15 protein-coding genes are annotated in these 16,770 nt (G+C 73.0%); all 15 read right to left on the bottom strand.

Going from position 1 to position 16,770, the window contains the following annotated elements; translation table 11 throughout:
- Nucleotides 1-180: 180 nt before the first annotated feature.
- Entirely contained in the window at nt 181-1,629 is a 1,449-nt protein-coding gene (locus tag ACWCXC_RS33590) for an MFS transporter (RefSeq protein ID WP_450891457.1), read from the bottom strand.
- A gap of 88 nt (nt 1,630-1,717) precedes the next feature.
- Nucleotides 1,718-4,054, bottom strand: coding sequence for an SDR family oxidoreductase (locus ACWCXC_RS33585; RefSeq protein ID WP_450891456.1), 2,337 nt, complete (start codon nt 4,052-4,054; stop codon nt 1,718-1,720).
- Nucleotides 4,055-4,056: 2 nt separating this feature from the next.
- Nucleotides 4,057-4,995: an aromatase/cyclase gene (locus tag ACWCXC_RS33580; RefSeq protein WP_450684564.1), complete on the bottom strand. Its 939-nt coding sequence runs from the start codon at nt 4,993-4,995 to the stop codon at nt 4,057-4,059.
- A gap of 34 nt (nt 4,996-5,029) precedes the next feature.
- Nucleotides 5,030-5,821, bottom strand: coding sequence for a 3-oxoacyl-ACP reductase FabG (fabG, locus tag ACWCXC_RS33575; protein ID WP_450891455.1), 792 nt, complete (start codon nt 5,819-5,821; stop codon nt 5,030-5,032).
- A 91-nt stretch (nt 5,822-5,912) separates the two neighbouring features.
- Nucleotides 5,913-6,182, bottom strand: a complete 270-nt coding sequence (locus ACWCXC_RS33570; protein ID WP_450684562.1) for an acyl carrier protein — start codon at nt 6,180-6,182, stop codon at nt 5,913-5,915.
- A gap of 77 nt (nt 6,183-6,259) precedes the next feature.
- Entirely contained in the window at nt 6,260-7,474 is a 1,215-nt protein-coding gene (locus ACWCXC_RS33565; protein ID WP_450891454.1) for a ketosynthase chain-length factor, read from the bottom strand.
- Nucleotides 7,471-8,742, bottom strand: coding sequence for a beta-ketoacyl-[acyl-carrier-protein] synthase family protein (locus ACWCXC_RS33560; protein ID WP_450891453.1), 1,272 nt, complete (start codon nt 8,740-8,742; stop codon nt 7,471-7,473). Before ACWCXC_RS33560 ends, ACWCXC_RS33565 begins: the two co-directional genes overlap by 4 nt.
- Complete coding sequence (locus tag ACWCXC_RS33555; protein WP_383641346.1) at nt 8,739-9,068, bottom strand: TcmI family type II polyketide cyclase; 330 nt, start codon at nt 9,066-9,068, stop codon at nt 8,739-8,741. The genes ACWCXC_RS33560 and ACWCXC_RS33555 overlap by 4 nt, the downstream gene beginning before the upstream one ends.
- Before the next feature lie 33 nt (nt 9,069-9,101).
- Nucleotides 9,102-10,571 (bottom strand): FAD-dependent monooxygenase, encoded by a 1,470-nt coding sequence (locus ACWCXC_RS33550; protein ID WP_450684559.1) that lies wholly within the window; start codon nt 10,569-10,571, stop codon nt 9,102-9,104.
- Nucleotides 10,572-10,725: 154 nt separating this feature from the next.
- Entirely contained in the window at nt 10,726-11,364 is a 639-nt protein-coding gene (locus ACWCXC_RS33545; RefSeq protein WP_450684558.1) for an antibiotic biosynthesis monooxygenase, read from the bottom strand.
- Between the two features lie 95 nt (nt 11,365-11,459).
- Nucleotides 11,460-12,122, bottom strand: a complete 663-nt coding sequence (locus ACWCXC_RS33540) for a hypothetical protein (protein WP_450684557.1) — start codon at nt 12,120-12,122, stop codon at nt 11,460-11,462.
- 34 nt (nt 12,123-12,156) lie between these two features.
- A complete protein-coding gene (locus ACWCXC_RS33535; protein WP_450684556.1) occupies nt 12,157-13,647 on the bottom strand; it encodes an FAD-dependent monooxygenase in 1,491 nt (496 codons plus the stop codon).
- Nucleotides 13,648-13,654: 7 nt separating this feature from the next.
- Nucleotides 13,655-13,909, bottom strand: coding sequence for a ferredoxin (locus ACWCXC_RS33530; protein ID WP_450684555.1), 255 nt, complete (start codon nt 13,907-13,909; stop codon nt 13,655-13,657).
- A 33-nt stretch (nt 13,910-13,942) separates the two neighbouring features.
- Complete coding sequence (locus ACWCXC_RS33525) at nt 13,943-15,196, bottom strand: cytochrome P450 family protein (protein WP_450684554.1); 1,254 nt, start codon at nt 15,194-15,196, stop codon at nt 13,943-13,945.
- A gap of 25 nt (nt 15,197-15,221) precedes the next feature.
- Nucleotides 15,222-16,121 (bottom strand): SCO6745 family protein, encoded by a 900-nt coding sequence (locus ACWCXC_RS33520; protein WP_450684568.1) that lies wholly within the window; start codon nt 16,119-16,121, stop codon nt 15,222-15,224.
- Nucleotides 16,122-16,770 lie beyond the last annotated feature (649 nt).

The raw sequence follows: 16,770 nt of genomic DNA, 5'->3' as shown, positions 1-16,770 counted from the left end.
ACAGCAACGCGATCCGCTCATATGCCGTGAGCTTGCCCTTGGCGTGCTGGCGTTCGGTGGCGGCCGGGTCAGGGCCCTGCCGGGCCTCGTTCCTGATCAGCCGGAGTTCCTCCAGGCGCTCGTGCAGCGTCCAGTCGGACCGCCGGGCCGGAGTCGTATCGATAACGGACATCAAAAGCCTCAATCCTCTGTGGATGGTGTCGCGCCCCGGGCCGGACGGGTCCGCAGACCGCCGAGCCCCGCCGCCAGCCCGGCCACGGCCACGGCGGTGACGAGCAGGAACGCCGGCCGGTCGTCGGAGCGGCCGGCGGCGAGGGCCGCCGCCAGGGCCGGGACGACGACGGCGGAGACCTGGACGGCGCTCTGGTAGAGGCCGACGGCGGCGGGCCGGTCCACGGCGGCCAGCCGGGACGTCGCCTGGGTGTTCAGCGCGGCGAACGCCAGCACGAAGCCCGCGCCCACCAGGAGCAGCGTCGGCAGGACGTCCGTGGCGTAGCTCTGGGGGACCGGGCGCCGCAGGCACAGCGCCGCGCCCAGGACCGGCCCCAGCGCGCCCAGGGCGATCAGCCGGGCCGTGCCGTACCGGGCGATCAGCTTCCGGGAGAGCAGCGCCGTGACGGCCAGCGGCACACTGGCGGGCAGGAGCGCCAGCGCGGTGCGCAGCGGGGACCAGCCCAGACCGGTCTGGAGCCGCACGGTCAGGATCAGCAGCAGCCCCAGGTTCACCCCGTTCAGCGCCGCGGCCCCGGCCATCGAGCGGACCAGGGTGCGGTTGCGCAGCAGCCGGCCCCGGATCAGCGGGCGTGCCCCGGTGCGTTCCACCACGGCCAGGACCGCGACCAGCACCGCGGCGAGCGCCAGCGGCCCTGCGGTCCGCGCGTCGGACCAGCCGTGCTCCGGGACCGAGACGATGCCGCGCACCAGGCAGAGCAGGGCACTTGTCAGGGCGAGCGCCCCGGCCGCGTCGAACCGGCGCGGTTCGCCCGGAGGCGGGGCCTCGGGCGCCGGGCCGCGCGGGATCAGCCGTACCGCGCAGGCGAACAGCACCAGGACCACCGGCGCCGGGAAGGCGACCGTCCACCGCCAGCTCACCTCCGTCAGCAGCCCCGACACCAGAAGGCCCGCGGCGAATCCGGACCCGCCGAACAGGGCGTACACCGACACCGCGCGCTCGCGGCTGCGCCCCGCCGGGAACTCCGAGGCGATGATGGCCAGTCCGGTCGGCGCGGTCAGCGCGGCGAAGAAGCCCTTCAGCACGCGGGCGGCCACCAGCACGCCGGGTTCGTCCGTCACCCCGCCCGCCAGCGAGGCCGCGGCGAAGCCGAGCAGCGCCCACAGGTAGACCCGCCGCCGGCCGAGCAGTTCCACCAGGCGCCCGCCGAAGAGGGTGAGCCCGCCGAAGCCGACGGCGAAGCCGGTGATCAGCCACTGAGCCCCGGTCAGCGACAGCCCCAGCGCCTGTCCCGCCACCGGCATGGCCACGATCATGGCCGACACCTCAAGGGCGTCGATCAGCATGTTCCCGGCCAGGACGAACAACAGCCCCCACAGGCGCGGGCTCCACCGCCCGGCGCCGCCCGGCGGGGCGGCGGAACCGAGGGGTTCCTGAAGTGGTGCCACGGGTTTCATCGCGCTCCTTCGCTCCGTCCTGTCCCCCGCCGTCCGCTGCCGGCCGCCGTGGGGTCGCACAACCCGTCGGGTCCGGTCCCGGTGCCGTTCAGCCGAGGAGCGTGCCTCCGGTGGCGTCGAGGAAGGCCCCCGTGACCCAGCGGGCGTCCTCGCTCGCCAGGAACGCCACCACGTCGGCGACGTCCCGGGGCTCGCCCACCCGTCCGAACGCCGACAGCGCGGCCATCTGCTCAACGGCCTCCGGGATGCCGAAGACCGGGTTGTCGTTGCGCGTGATGCCGGGCGCGACGCTGTTGATGGTGATGCCGCGCGGCGCGAGGTACTTCGCGAAGTGCAGGGCCAGTTGCTCGACGGCGCCCTTCGTCATCGCGTACGCGATCTCCTCCGGGTTGGCGAAGTGGGTCAGCCCGGAGGTGATGTTGACGACCCGGCCGCCGTCCGTCAGATTCCGCAGCGCCCGCTGGATGAGGAAGAACGGCGCCTTGGCGTTGACGGCGAAGAGCCGGTCGAACTGCTCGGGCGTCGTGGCGTCGGCCGCGACACCGCCGCCCATGATCCCGGCGTTGTTGACCAGGATGTCCAGATCGGTGGTGCCGGTCCGCTCCTTCAGGCCCTGCTCCAGGTCGAGGAAGAGCGCGTCGGCGTCGCCGGGGACGCCCAGCTCCGCCCGGACGGCGAAGGCCCGGCCGCCGTCCTTCTCGATCGAGGTGACGACGTCGTCGGCGGCCTCGCCGCCCCGGGAACTGTGCACGACGACCAGGGCGCCTTCCCTGGCCAGCCGCAGGGCGATGGCCCGCCCGATGCCCCGGCTGGAACCGGTCACCAGCGCCGTCTTGCCCGTGAACCTGCTCATGCGTCCGTCTCTTTCCTGTGAAGGGGTCGGTGAGGGTGCGCCGGCGGCCGGGGCCGGGGACGCCGTGCGCGCCGGGGTGCGGTCCGGGGCGCCGGTGAGGGCGTACGGGCCGTCCGGCGCCGCCGGTTCGCCGAACCAGCGCCGCAGCGCCGTGCGCAGCCCGGACGCGTCGCCCTCGCCGCCGCCCCGCGGCCCGGCCCAGACGACGTGCCCGTCCGGCCGGACCAGCACGGCGGCGCCCGGCTCCGGGACCGCCGTGCCCGCAGCGCCGCCGGGGACGAGGTCGATCCGGTCGCTCCACGGCGCCAGGGCGCGCCGCCACGCGTCCGCCGGGCCCGGTCCACCGGGGTGCGGCAGCAGCAGGCCCCGTGAGCCGTGCCCCCGCTGTCCGTGGGCGAGCCGGTGGCCCAGGAGCGGATGGTCCCCCGGGCCGGTGTCGTAACGGATGTCGAGGCCGCAGATCATCGCGGCCAGATGGGCGCGGACCGGTTCCTCGCGGACGAGTTCGGCCACGACGGCCCGGACGGGCTCCACCTCGGGGCCGCCGAGGAGCAGCATCGCCTGGGCGCGGATGTTGCCCAGGGCCCGGGAGCCCACGGCGTGCCGCTCGGTGTGGTAGCTGTCGAGGAGGCCGTCGGGGGCCCGTCCGGTGATCTGGAGGGCGAGCTTCCAGCCGAGGTTGGCGGCGTCCTGGAGCCCGAGGTTGAGGGCCTGGCCGCCGATGGGCATCTGCTGGTGGGCGGCGTCGCCCGCGAACAGCACCCGGCCGTCCCGGTAGCGGGCGACCTGCCGGGCCGCGTCCGCGAAGGTGTTCACCCACAGCGGGCGGCCGTGCCCGATGTCCTCGCCGGTGAGCCGCTGCCACAGGTCGCGGATCTCGGCGAAGGCGGGCGCCCCGGTCCGCTCCCCGACCGCGCTGCCGAACTCGTGCGCCATCACCCGGGTCACGCCCTGGGCGTTGCGGGCCGCGACGGCCAGTCCCCGGGGCAGCCGCTGGAAGCGGCGGGCCGGGATGTCGATGCCGGCGACGTCGGCCCGGACCAGCTCCCGGCGTGCGGGGTCGCCGGGGAAGGCGGCCCCGGTCAGCCGCCGTACGGTGCTGTCCTCGCCGTCGCACGCCACGAGGTACCGGGCCCGGACCCCGACCGTCCGGCCGCCGGTCACCGCCTCGGCGGTCACCCCGTCCGGGCCGGTGCGCACCCCGGTCACCTCGTGGCCCGTCCGCAGCTCCGCGCCCAGCGACAGCGCCCACTCCCGCAGGGCCGCCTCCGTCGCGGTCTGCGGGATCTTCCACTGCCCGGGATAGGGAGTCGGCAGCGTCAGATCGAGCGGGATGCCGCCGAAGTGGCCGCGTACGTCGTTCGGCAGCTCCCCCAGCGCGTCCAGCAGCCCCCGGCTGTCGAGGATCTCCATCGTGCGGGCGTGCAGGGTCGACGCCCGCGACTCCGTCCCCGGCTCCGTGCGGCGCTCCAGCACCACCACGGCCGCCCCGCCGAGCCGCAGCTCCCCGGCGAGCAGCAGCCCGGCCGGGCCCGCTCCGACGACGACGACATCGCAGTCCAGGGCGGTCACGGTCAGCCCGTGCTCTCGGCGTGGTCCTTGGCGTGTCCGAGCGTGGCGCGGCTGTTGGTGCTGAGCGCGCCGTGCACGTAGGCGCGGGCGTCCGCGACGGTCGCCCCGGCGCCGAGGACCTTCTCGATGGTGGCGGTGTTGAGCACCACGGTGTGCTGGGAGACGGCGGTGACGGAGCCGTCGTCCTCCTCGGTGAAGGTCCAGCAGCCGGTGTGCAGGGTCATCAGCGCGGGCAGCGTGATCTGCTTGTACGCGATCTTCTGGTGCGGGAACGCCACCCGGTAGGACTTGGTGGTGTGGGTCGAGCCGTCCCGGGCGCGGGTGTCCATCTCCAGGGTCTGGAGCCCGGGGACGTCCTCCTCGAACCGTACGGACGCCACGTGCGGCAGGCGCTCCGCCCAGAGTCCGGCCTCGTTGATGAAGTCGAAGGCGTCCTTGGCGGAGCCGTCGATGCGCACGCTGTCCTCGAAGGAGAAGGTCAGTTCCTTCGCGGCGTGCGCGCGCTCCACGTTGGTCTTGAGGGCGGCCAGTTCGGAACGGGAGTTGCGGTCGACGGCCTCCTCGATCCACGTCAGGCCCTCGGCGTCGTCGTCGACGGCCCGGTAGTCGTGCAGCAGCCGGACGCGGGAGTCGCCGCCGGGCAGCGGTTCGATGATCCAGGTGCCGCCCATCGCGGCGACCGGTGGTGTGGACACCTCCTGGCGGAAGTCGATGCGCAGCCCCTCGGGGTCCAGGGTGCGGCGCGAGGTCCAGTTCTTCGCGGCGCCGTTGGCGGTGGCCCAGATCCGGATGCGCTCGCTGTCGCCGTCCCGGTCGGCCACGTCGACGTGGATGGTGGGCGGGAAGATCTGCGGCCAGTTCTCCACCTCGGCGATCAGGCGGTAGACGTCGGCCGCGGGCGCGGCGACGGTGATCTCGTGCTCGACGTGCTGGGTCGTCATGTCGGTGTCTCCTCGCGAGGGGTGCCCGGGGCCGTCAGAAGTTGCCGAGTCCGCCGCAGACGTTCAGCGCCTGGGCCGTGATGGAGGCCGCCGTGTCGGAGGCCAGATAGCCGACGAGGCCGGCCACCTCCTCGGGGGTCGAGTAGCGGCCGAGCGGGATCTTCGCCGTGAAGCGCTCCATGATCGCGGCCTCGTCGGTGTCGTACGCGGCCGCGTAGCCCTGGCGCACCCGCTGGGCCATGGGGGTCTCCACATAGCCGGGGCAGACGGCGTTGACGGTGATGCCGGTGGGCGCCAGCTCGTTGCCGAGCGCCTTGGTGAAGCCGACGACACCGTGCTTGGACGCCGAGTACGGCGCTCCGAGGACCACGCCCTGCTTGCCCGCCGTGGAGGCGATGTTGATGATCCGGCCGCGGCTCTTGTCCCGCATGCCGCCCGCGTTCAGGACGGCGCGGGTCATCCGGAAGACGCTGTTGAGGTTGGTGTCGATGACGTCGGCCCACAGCGCGTCGTCGATGTCTGCGGTGACGCCGCCGCCGCTGCGGCCCGCGTTGTTCACCAGCACGTCGACCGTGCCGTACCGCTGCACGGCGGCGCGGACGAACTCCTCGACGCCCTCGGCGGAGCGGACGTCGAGCGGCGCCCCGTCGACCTCCAGGCCCTCCTCCCGCAGCTCCTTCACGGTGGACGCCACGTTCTCCGCGGTGCGCGCCCCGAGGAAGACCCGGTGCCCCTGACCGGCCAGCAGCCGGGCGGCGGCGAGCCCGATTCCGCTGGTGGCGCCGGTGACGACGGCGACCCTGGTGTCCTTGCTGTTCTCTGGCATGGCTGACTGCTCCCGTGATCGGTGGGATGAGAGGGGTACGGGGGTGCGGTGCGGGTGAGGGCCCGTCCGGCGGGTCCTCGTGGGACGGGCCTCAGGCCGCCGCGTCCTCGGTCAGGTGCTCGTTGACGGCGCCGACCAGGGCGCGCGGGGTCGTCGCGTCGGCCAGGATCGTGTCGGAGATCGTGATGCCGTAGGCGCGCTCGATGCGGCTGCTGGTCTCCAGCAGCGCCAGCGAGTCGTAGCCCAGGTCCTCGAACTCCTGGTCCGCGATGTCGGTGTCGAGATCCACGTTCTCCGCGGCGCCGGAGCCCTCCAGCAGAATCCGCTTGAGGTCGTCGATCGTGAACGGCTGTGTACTCATGCGTCCGCCCTGCCTTGTGTCGTGGTGTGAACCGGTGGAATGGGGATGGGAGCCGGGAATGGGGGCCGCCCGCCCGGTCAGGCGGTGGCGGCGCGCAGCAGTACGGCGGAGTTGAACCCGCCGTGGCCGCGGGCCAGGACCAGTGCGGTGCGGATCCGGGCCGGCCGGGCCGTGGTGACGAGGTCGAGGCCGAGCGCCGGATCGGGGTCGGTGTGGATGCTGGGCGGGATCAGCCCGGACTCCATGGCCAGCAGCGCGGTGGCCAGATCGAGCGGCGCGGCCCCGGAGTAGAGGCGGCCGGTCATGGTCTTGGGCGCGGTGACGGGGACGGCGCCCCGTCCGAAGACCGCGTGGAGCGCCTCGGCCTCGGCCCGGTCCAGCTCCGGTACGGCCGCCGCGTCGGCGAAGACCACGTCGACCTCGCCGGGGGCGGCGCCGGCCTCGGCCAGGGCCAGTTCGACGGCCTTGCGCAGACCGGGCTCGCCGCCGCTGCCGGGCCGGGGGTCGAAGGTGGCGCCGTATCCGGCGACCTCGCCGTAGATCCGGGCACCGCGCCGGCGGGCCTTTCCGGCCTCCTCCAGGATGAGCATCGCACCGCCCTCGCCCGCCACATGGCCGCAGGCCCGGCGGTCGAAGGGCAGATAGGCGCGGGCGGGGTCGTCGACCGTGCTCAGCCGCCCGCTCGCCAGCTGCGCCACCCAGCCCCAGGGGCAGACGGAGGCGTCGATGCTGCCTGAGACGATCATTCCGGTGCCCTTGCGGATCTGCCGGCGGGCGTGGGCGACGGCGTCGAGGCCGCCCGCCTGGTCGCTCACCAGGACCCCGCTGGGCCCCTTCATCCCGTTGCGGATGGAGATCTGGCCGCTGTTGACGGCGTAGAACCAGGCGAAGGACTGATAGGCGCTGACGTGCTGGCTGCCCTTGCTCCACAGCTTCTGGAGCTCGTTCTGGCCGAACTCGAATCCGCCGGAGGAGCTGGCCGTCACCACGCCCATGTCGAAGCCCTCGGCCTCCTGCGGCTTGATGCCGGCGTCGGCGAGCGCCCAGTCGGTGGCGACCAGGGCGAGCCGGGTCATCCGGTCGGTCTGCGGCAGCAGCCGGCTCGGCAGGTGGTCCTCCGCCACGAAGCCGGGCACCTCACCGGCCAGCCGCGCCGGATATCCCGAGCCGTCGAAGCGGGTGAGCGGGCCGATCCCGCCGCGTCCGGCCCGGGTGGCCGCCCAGTAGTCCTCCTTGCCCAGGCCGTTGGGGGCGGCGACGCCCAGACCGGTGATCACGACCGACGCGGTCATCGTGTGCTCCCTTCGACCCGTTCCAGCACCATGGCGCTCTGGAACCCGCCGAAGCCGCTGCCCACGGTGAGCACGGTGTCCGTGCGGTGGTCGCGCGCGGTGAGCGGCACGTAGTCCAGGTCGCATTCGGGGTCGGGTGTGTGCAGATTGGCCGTGGGGGGCACGACGTTGTGCTCCATGGCGAGGGCGCATGCGGCGATCTCGATCGATCCGATGGCGCCCAGCGAGTGCCCGACCATCGACTTGATGGAGCTGACCGGGGTGCGGTGGGCGTGGTCGCCGAGGCTCTTCTTGAACGCGGCGGTCTCGTGCCGGTCGTTCTGCTTGGTGCCGGAGCCGTGCGCGTTGATGTAGTCGATGCGGTCGCCGGGGATCCGCGCCTCGTCGAGCGCCACCGTGATCGCCTCCGCCATCTCGGCCCCGTCCGGGCGCAGCCCGGTCATGTGGAAGGCGTTGCAGCGGGAGGCGTAGCCGGAGATCTCGGCGTAGACGTGCGCGCCGCGGCGCCGGGCGCTGTCCAGCTCCTCCAGGACGAAGACGGCGGAACCCTCGCCCAGGACGAATCCGTTGCGGGTGCCGTCGAAGGGCCGGGATGCCTCGCCGGGCGCGTCGTCGCGCGGGGTGGTCGCCTTGATCGCGTCGAAGCACGCCATCGTGATCGGGGAGATCGGCGCGTCCGAGGCTCCGGCGATCATCACGTCCACCGAGCCCTCGCGCAGCAGCTCGACCGCGTAGCCGACGGAGTCCAGGCCCGAGGTGCAGCCGGTGGAGACCACCGTGCTGGGTCCCTGGGCGCCGACGGCCCAGGCGACCTCGGCGGCGAAGGAGCTGGGGACGAAGTAGTTGTAGAGGTGCGGGGCGGCGTAGGCGTGGTCCACCAGGTCGAGCCGGCCGCCGTCGCTGACGATCCGGTACTCCTCGTCGAGTCCCATGGTCGCGCCGACCGCGCTGCCGATCGTGACGCCGAGCCGGTAGGGGTCCAGGGCGGCGGTGTCGAGGCCGCTGTCGGCGACGGCCTCCCGGGTGGCGACGATCGCGAGCTGGGCGGCCCGGTCCATCCGCCGGATCTCCTGGGGGCTCAGCCCGCTCGCCTCGGCGTCGAAGTCGATCTCGGCGGCGACCCGGGACCGGAACGGCGCGGGGTCGAAGAAGGTGATGCCGCGCGTGGCGGTGCGCCCCTCGCTGAGCAGGCCCCAGAAGTCCTTCACGCCGATGCCGCCGGGGGCGACCACGCCGATGCCCGTGATGACGACCCTGCGCCCGGTCACGCGGAACCGTCCCAGTGGTAGAAGCGGGTGGCCATCGCGTCGGCGGGCGAGCGCCAGGTGGCGGGGTCGTACGCCTGGATGAACGGCTTGAGATCGTCGCTGATCCCGATGAACCGGGGGTCGGTCTTGGCCTGTTCGATCAGCTCGCCGCCGTTGTCCTCGTCGAACTCCTGGAGGTGGAAGTACAGCCCCCGGTAGGAGAACAACTGGCGGCGCCGGGTGCCCATCAGATGCGGCATCTCGGTCCGGTCGAAGGCGTCGAACAGCCCGGCGACCTCGGGTCCGGTGCCCGGTGCCATCCGGGCGACGATCAAGGTGCTGTGCATGGTCTCTTCTCTCTTCTCTGGGGTGTACGGGGGTCAGCGCGCCGGCCCGAACCAGCGCTCCAGGGCCATCGGCAGATCGCTGTGGCTGCCCGGCGCGGCCCAGGCCACATAGCCGTCGGGGCGCACGAGCACGGCGGCGGTGCCGTCCAGCGCCCCGTCGCGGGGAAGCTCCTTCGGCGCCGCGGTCACCACGTCCACCCGGTCGGTCCAGCCGGACGCGCGGCGGCGCAGTTCGGCGTTGTCCGCGAGGTCCAGGAGGACGCCCCGGCCGGCGTGCAGGGCCTCGGTGGAGCTGCCCGGGGAGGTGGTGCCGGTCAGTTCCAGGTGCGGCATCCGGCGGCCGAGCAGGGGGTGGGCGCCGCCGTCGACGGCGTAGCGGATCTCCAGCCCGCTGACCATCGCGGCCAGGTGCCGGCTGACCGGCTCGTAGCGGATGAGTTCGCTGAACACATCGCGCAGCGGCTGCACTTCGGCGCCGCTGAGGAAGAGCAGGCCCTGCGCGCGGGTGTTCATCAACAGGCGCTGTCCGACAGGGTGGCGTTCGTCGTGGTAGGTGTCCAGAAACGTTTCGTCCATCCGGCCCCGGGCCACGGCCGCCAGCTTCCAGCCGAGGTTGACGGCGTCCTGGATGCTGGTGTTCATGCCCTGTCCGCCGGCCGGCAGGTGGATGTGCGCGGAATCGCCGGCCAGCAGGACGCGGCCCTGCCGGTAGTGGGTGGCCTGCCGGGTGGCGTCCCCGAAGGAGGAGACCCAGACCGGCTCGCCGTGGCTGATGTCGTCCCCCGTCAGCCGCTTCCAGGCGGCGGCCACCTCGTCGTACGAGGGCGGGGTCTCGCGCCGCTGGGGCGGGGTGCCGCGTTCGCACACGATCAGCCGGGTGATGCCGTCCGGCAGCGGGCCCACCATGACCATGCCGCCGGGCAGGGTCTCCCCGATCATCCTCGGGGGCAGGTTCAGCCCCTTCACGTCGGCGAGGAACATCTCCATGGTCGAGGCGGTGCCGGGGAACGCGAACCCGGCCTGTTTGCGCACCAGGCTGCGCCCGCCGTCGCAGCCCACGAGGTAGGGGGCGGTGAGCCGGTGGACCCCCTCGGGGCCGCGGACCTCCGCCTCGACGTGGTCCCCGGCGTCCTTGACGGAGAGGAGTTCGTGGCTGCGCCGGATGTCGGCGCCCAGGGAGGTGACCCACTCCTCCAGTACGGTCTCGGTCTGGGACTGGGGGATGGTCTTGGCGGCCTGGTGGGCCCCGTCCAGGACGGCGAAGTCGATCGGCAGCCCGCCGAAGTGGCCCTGGTTGCTGACCTCGATGTCACCGAACCGGGAGAGCAGGCCGCGCTGGTCGAAGACCTCCATCGTGCGGGCGGTGAATCCCAGCCCGCGCGATTCGCCGGTGCGCCGGGCGAGCTTTTCGAGGACGACGACGTCGACCCCGGCCAGCCGCAGTTCCCCGGCGAGCATCATTCCGGCCGGCCCGGCCCCGACGACGATCACTTGAGTGTCCATGCACCCTCTCCATGCTCGATCCGTACGATTGACCTGAGGAAAATTGACCAGGACCTGACAAGGTCCACGGCGCGGTGGCGCACTGCCGGGAACCTGCCGGGAAACGGCGAACGGCCCAGGTCGTCGACCTGGGCCGTTCGGGAGGAGCCGGACGTCAGCGGGTCACGGCACCCGCGAGGACGTACCGCTTGCCGCCGATGCCGCGCACGCCCGGCATCGTGATGGCCTCCAGGCATTCCTGGGGGCGGCTGCTCTTCATGAAGCCCACATGGGCGTCCTCGTCGACCCACTCCGCCCAGTTCATGACGCGGGTGCCGTCGAGGCTGATGTGGAAGTGGGACGCGACCAGACCCGGGAACGGCGTGCCGAGCGGCCCGTCGATGAGATTGTCGATCGAGCGGCGCTGCCGGTCGCGGCCGTCCACGTCGAAGACGGGCGCCACCAGTGCGGTGGGCACGCTGCCGGGTTCCAGGACCCGGCCCCGGTAGAGCCGGTAGCGCACCGGTTCGGTGGTGTTCTCGTCCGGTTCGCCGAGGCCGCCGCCCGCCACGAACGCGCGGTAGGCGTCGTCCGAGGTCCACTGGGCGTACGTGAGGACGTTCTCGCCCTCGGTGCTGGTGAAGACGCTCACCGAGAGGAAGCCCTCGGGCAGCGGCCCCGTCCGGTACGGCGCGAGGACCCGTTCCACCTCGGCCCGCTGGAGCTCCGCCCCGCCGACGTACAACGGGGTCACCAGCGCGACCCCGGCGTCGGCGCGGGCGACGTCCGGAAAGGGGCTGGGGGTGTCGGCCATGGGGCTTCTCCTTCGTGCCGTGCGGGTCGGACCGTCAACCATCATGACAAGAGCCGCAGTTCGATGATCGGACAGTCACCCTGTCGGCCACGGTGTCAGCCGACGATGGCGCGATACAGGTGGTAGCGGGTGAAGCCGATCGGCCGGACGCCCGGGGTGCGGGTCGCCAGCCGCAGCGAACGGTGCCGGGTCGCCCCCTCCAGGAACGCGATGTGCTCCTCGTCGCTCGTCCACTCCGCGTAGTTGATCACCCGGGTGCCGTCCACGCTGAGATGGAAGTGGGACGCGATCAGCCCCGCCTGGTCGGAGCGCGGGGACGCCTCGATGTTCGCCGTCACGGAGGCGACGATGTGCTCCTGGCGCTCCCGGCCGTCCACGTCGAAACTGGCGATCACCACCGAGGCCGCCGGACCGCTCCGAGGGGCCAGCGGCACGCTCCGGAACAGGCGGTACTCCACCGGCTCCACCCGCGCCGCCGCCGACGGCAGCGAGCGGACGAACGGCCGGTAGGCGTCCGGGCCGGCGCACTGGGCGTACGTCATCACCGTGACGTCGTCGCCGCCCGTGCTGAGGTAGCAGGAGAAGGACAGGACGTCCGCCGGCCGCTCCGCCGCCTCCCAGGCGTCCGCGATCTCGTCGAGCACCGCACGGCCCTGCTCCTCCCCTGCCACGTACCAGTGGCTCATGAAGACGGCGCGGGAGTCCGCGCGGTCGATGGCCGGTACGGCGGCTGCCTGCCGGGCCCCTGTGCTGGTCATGTCGTCTCCCGTGGTCTCGTGGGGCGGGCCCGGCTCAGTTCGCGGGCTCCCCGAAGCTGCGGTGCAGGGCGGTGGCCAGGTCGCCGGCCCCGGCCACCCAGGCCACATAGCCGTCCGGGCGCACCAGGACGGCGTCCGCGTCCACCCGTTCGCCGCCCTCGTCCCGCGCGCCCGGCCGCGCGGAGTGGACATCCACCCACGGCGCCCACCGGGCGGCGAGACGCGCGGGTTCCGGGTCGGAACCGAGGGACAGCAGCACCCCCCGGGCCGGGTGCAGCAGCCGGGGGCTCCGCGTCTCCTCCCCGCCCTCCAGCACCAGGGGCACGTCCGGCAGCCGCCGGCCGAGCAGCGGATGGTCCCCGGCCCCGACGTCGTACCGGATCTCCAGACCGCTGACCATGCCCGCCAGCAGCAGCGCCGCCTCCGGGCCCCGGAAGACCTCGGCCAGCACCTCGCGCAGCGGCTGGGTCTCGGGCCCGCCGAGGAAGAGCGACGCCTGCGCCCGGGTGTTGCGCAGCAGGGCCGCGCCCACCGGGTGGCGTTCGTCGTGGTAGCTGTCCAGCAGCGCCTCGGGCATGCGGCCCGTGACGACCGCGCCCAGCTTCCAGCCGAGGTTGACGGCGTCCTGGACGCTGACGTTCATCCCCTGCCCGCTGGCCGGGAGATGGACGTGGGCGGAGTCACCGGCGAGCAGGACCCGGCCCCGGCGGTAGGCGTCGGCCTGCCGGGCCGCGTCCCCGAAGGAGCTGACCCAGACCGGTGAGGCCCCGGAGATGTCGTCGCCGCTGACCCGCTTCCAGGCGTCGGCGACCTCGCTGAACTCCGGCGGCCCCGTGCGCTCCCGGGGCTTCCTGCCGTGTTCGGAGACGACGATGCGGACCATGCCCCCGCCCAGCGGGGCGGCCAGCAGCATGCCCCCCGGGCGCCGCTCCCCGGACCACTTCGGCGGGAGTTCGAGGTCCCGCACATCGGCCAGCAGCAGTTCGGCGGTGGCGTCGGTGCCGGGGAACCCGAATCCGCCGGCCCGCCGGACCGTACTGCGGCCGCCGTCGCACCCCACGAGGTAGTCCGCCGTCAGCCGCACGTCGCCGTCCGGGCCCTCGGCCCGCACCTCGACGCCGTCGCCGAAGTCGGTGAAGCCCGTCAGCCGGTGGCCGCGCCGGACGTCGGCGCCGAGCTCCGCCGCCCACTCCCCCAGCACGGCGACCGTACGCGCCTGCGAGATGCCGGTGACGCTGGCGTGCCGTCCGTCGCCGACCGCGAAGTCCACGGGCACACTGCCGAAGTGGCCGCCCGGCGCCCGCTTCAGCTCACCGAAGCGGGGCAGCAGCCCGCGCTGGTCGAACACCTCCAGCGTGCGGGCGGTGAACCCCATGCCGCGCGATTCTGCGGTCGGCCGGCTCTCCTGCTCCAGGACCACGACCCGCGCGCCGGCCAGCCGCAGCTCCGCGGCCAGCATCAGCCCCGCGGGTCCCGCTCCTGCCACGACGACCTGGGTGTCCCGTTGTGCGGACTGCGCCTGCATCCGTCCCTCACTCCCTGCTCTCGTGTGCGTTCTCGCGTACGGGGGTGCCCGGTTCGCGTACGACGACGGTGATCGCCCCGGTCGGGCAGCACTCGGCGACGGCGCGCAGCAGCCGCGTCCGCTCCTCCGCGTCACCGGCCGGGACGTCCCGCGGGGTCGCGGCGATGCCGTCGTCGTCCAGCAGGAACAGGTCCGGCGCCATCGACTCGCACAGCCCCGTTCCGAGGCACAGCGTGCGGTCGATCCGGGCGGATACGGTCATGACGGCCGCCCCGGGCCGCTCGCGGCGGCCACCTCAGGCCCCCTGGGCGGCCCGTGCGGCGGCCTTCGGCGAGGCGGCGACGGGCAGCGCGACCAGGCGGCGGATCGCCCAGTTGTCGATGTAGCGCACGGAGTCCCGGGGCGCGTTCAGGACCAGCTCCGGGAAGCGCGCGAACAGGGCGGGGATGGCGATGGCCCCTTCGAGGCGGGCCAGGGCCGCGCCCAGGCAGTTGTGCAGCCCGTGGCCGAAGCCGACGTGGCGGGGGCCCTCGCGCCGCAGGTCCAGCACGTCGGGCCGGTCGAAGCGGCGGGGGTCGCGGTTGGCCGCCAGCAGGCCGACGATGACCGGCGCCCCGGCGGGCAGCACCGTGCCGGAGAGCTCGATCTCCTCGGTGGTGACCCGGAACAGGGCGGTGCTCAACGCCCCGTCGTAGCGCAGCAGTTCCTCCACCGCCCCTTCGGCCAGCCCCGGCTCGGACCGCAGCAGGTCCGCCTGGCCGGGGTGGTCCAGCAGGGAGAGCACGGCGTTGCCGATGAAGCCGCGCACGGTGTCGCTGCCGCCCATGATGACGGCCGCGACCAGACCGGTCAGCTCGTCCTCGGTCAGCCGGCCGTCGTCGTCGTCCCGCAGCAGCGCCGAGGTCAGGTCGTCGGCGGGCCGGGTGCGCTTCTCGGCGACCAGCTCGGCGGCGTACTCGCAGATCCGGCCGAACGCCGCGGGCACCTTGTGCATGAGCGCGGGGTCCGACGGGAACGCCTCGTTGAGCGCGCTGACCAGTTCCCGGTGGCGTTCGATGCGCATGCCGAGGATCTCGCCCAGGACCCCGGCGGAGACCTCGCCCGCGTAGTCGTCCATCACGTCGAAGGTCTCGCGCACCGCGCAGTCGGCGAGGACCCGCTCGACGTGCTGTCCCACGGTGGTGCGCCACCGCTCCACCTGGCGGGTGGTGAAGGCGCCCATCGCCCGCCGCCGCAGCCGGGTGTGGTACGGTGGGTCGACCACCGATATGCCCCGCCCCAGGAGCGTGCCCTCGGCGGCGACGAGACCGGCGGCCCGGAACTCGTCGTTGGCCCAGGTGGCGGCCTCCGCGCTGTAGCGGGAGTCGGAGAGCACGGTCCTGACGTCGTCGTAGCGCGTGACGAGCCAGGTCCGTACGTCACCGGCCGGGAAGCGGAACTCGTGGACCGGGGAGTCCTCCCTGAGCCGGGCGAGCGTGGTGTGCGGGTCCTGGTAGTAGGCGGGCGAGAACAGCTCCGCGGGCGCCTGCGTCGGCGTCGGCAACGTCATGACGGTTCGTTCCTCTCCGAGGGGGTCAGAGTGCGTTCCACACCGCGGCGGGCGGGGCGAAGAAGTCGCGCAGCGGGGGCGGGAAGGCCCCGGCGTCGGCCGCGGTCCCGACCAGCTCGCGTACGTACCGGGCCAGGCGCTCGACGTGCTCGGCGCCCAGGGCGTCGTAGGGCCGGCGGTCGAGCCGGGTCGTCTCGGCCTCGACCTCGTCCCTCAGCCCGGCGCCGCGCGCGGTGAGCCGGCCGGCCGCGTCGACCAGTCCCCGGTCGGCGAGCCGCTCCCGTCCGGCCGCCCACTCCTCCTCCGTCCAGCCGCGCATCGGCATGACGATCTCCTTGGCCATGCCGTGCGTGCTGGCGCAGTCGATGACGAGGGAGTCCACGCCGGTCAGCCCGTAGTGGCCGAGTACGGCGACGTGGCCGTCGCCCCGGTGCTCGCGCAGCATCGTGGCGGCGTGCCACAGGGCCGCGTGCGGGCGCTCGGGCTGCGGGAGCGCGGAGTTGGCCGCGTACAGCGGGCGTCCGGGCAGGGCGCACGCCTCGGCGGCGGCCGTCGCGAGCTTGGCCGCCTCGGCGAGCTGCGGGGACCGGACGGTCCCGGTGCCCAGCAGGCGTTCGAGGGCGGCGGCGGAGGCGTCCTCACGGGCGCGCAGCGCCCGTTCGGGCGGCACCAGATCCCAGAGGGCGGGAATGCGCTCGGCCACGAGACGCGGGGCGAAGGAGTTGAAAACGGCGGTCACCACGGCAGGAGCCACGATGCCCAGGGGGGACGCCCGCCCGGCCAGGTAGACGGTCGAGTGGTCGTCGATGCCGAACGGCGCGAGTTCGTCCGCCAAATCGCTGGTGAAATAGGGAAGGGAATGGAGCGCGTTCAGCGCCTGGGCGCATTGCCGCGCGTATGCGTGTATACCGTGCTGGTGATCCATGAAGCCCTCAAGGCTGGGTGTCGTGGTCGGCACGAATGCCGCTGGAGTCCGGCCTGAATACCGCTTGAGCGGCTGCGGACGGGGCACGCAATGGGTGCACCGGGAAGTGCGAAGACCACCGGAGAGCTAAGGGTGGCCGCACAAGGGAGAGGGCACTGGTGTCTGCTCCGCAATCGCTTGCCGATCGGGATTTGCGCAGACCAGTGGCCCGCGAGAAGTGTGACAGTTGGCCGTCGCTGATGTCAACAGCCGTTTTTCGATGGGATGTTGAGTGGCTCTCGATAAAGTCTTGGAGAGTGACGCGACCCACATGAGATCTCCTTGACACTTCTGAGCCGACGAGCGCGACAATTGGTGAACAAATTGACCAACGACGGGCCGACGAAGCAAATGCGCCGTTCGCCCGATTTGGTTATGTCGCGATTACTGTAGTGCACACGTATGGGCGTCACCGCAAGGCGAACGGACAGGCAGGGAAGTCTCCGGCCGACACGAGAACGCCGGCCGCAGAGAAACGGATGCTCGGTCTACTGGAGATGCGAGGCCAGAACGTGCAGCAGCAGGGTTGCTCGGAATCATCGGAACGATTCATACGTCATCACCCCGCGCCCCAGACGGAATCCTCCGTCGATTCACCGGTCGAAAGACT

Source organism: Streptomyces sp. NPDC001515 (genome assembly GCF_053597115.1).
This window is presented reverse-complemented; position numbering and strand designations above follow the sequence as displayed.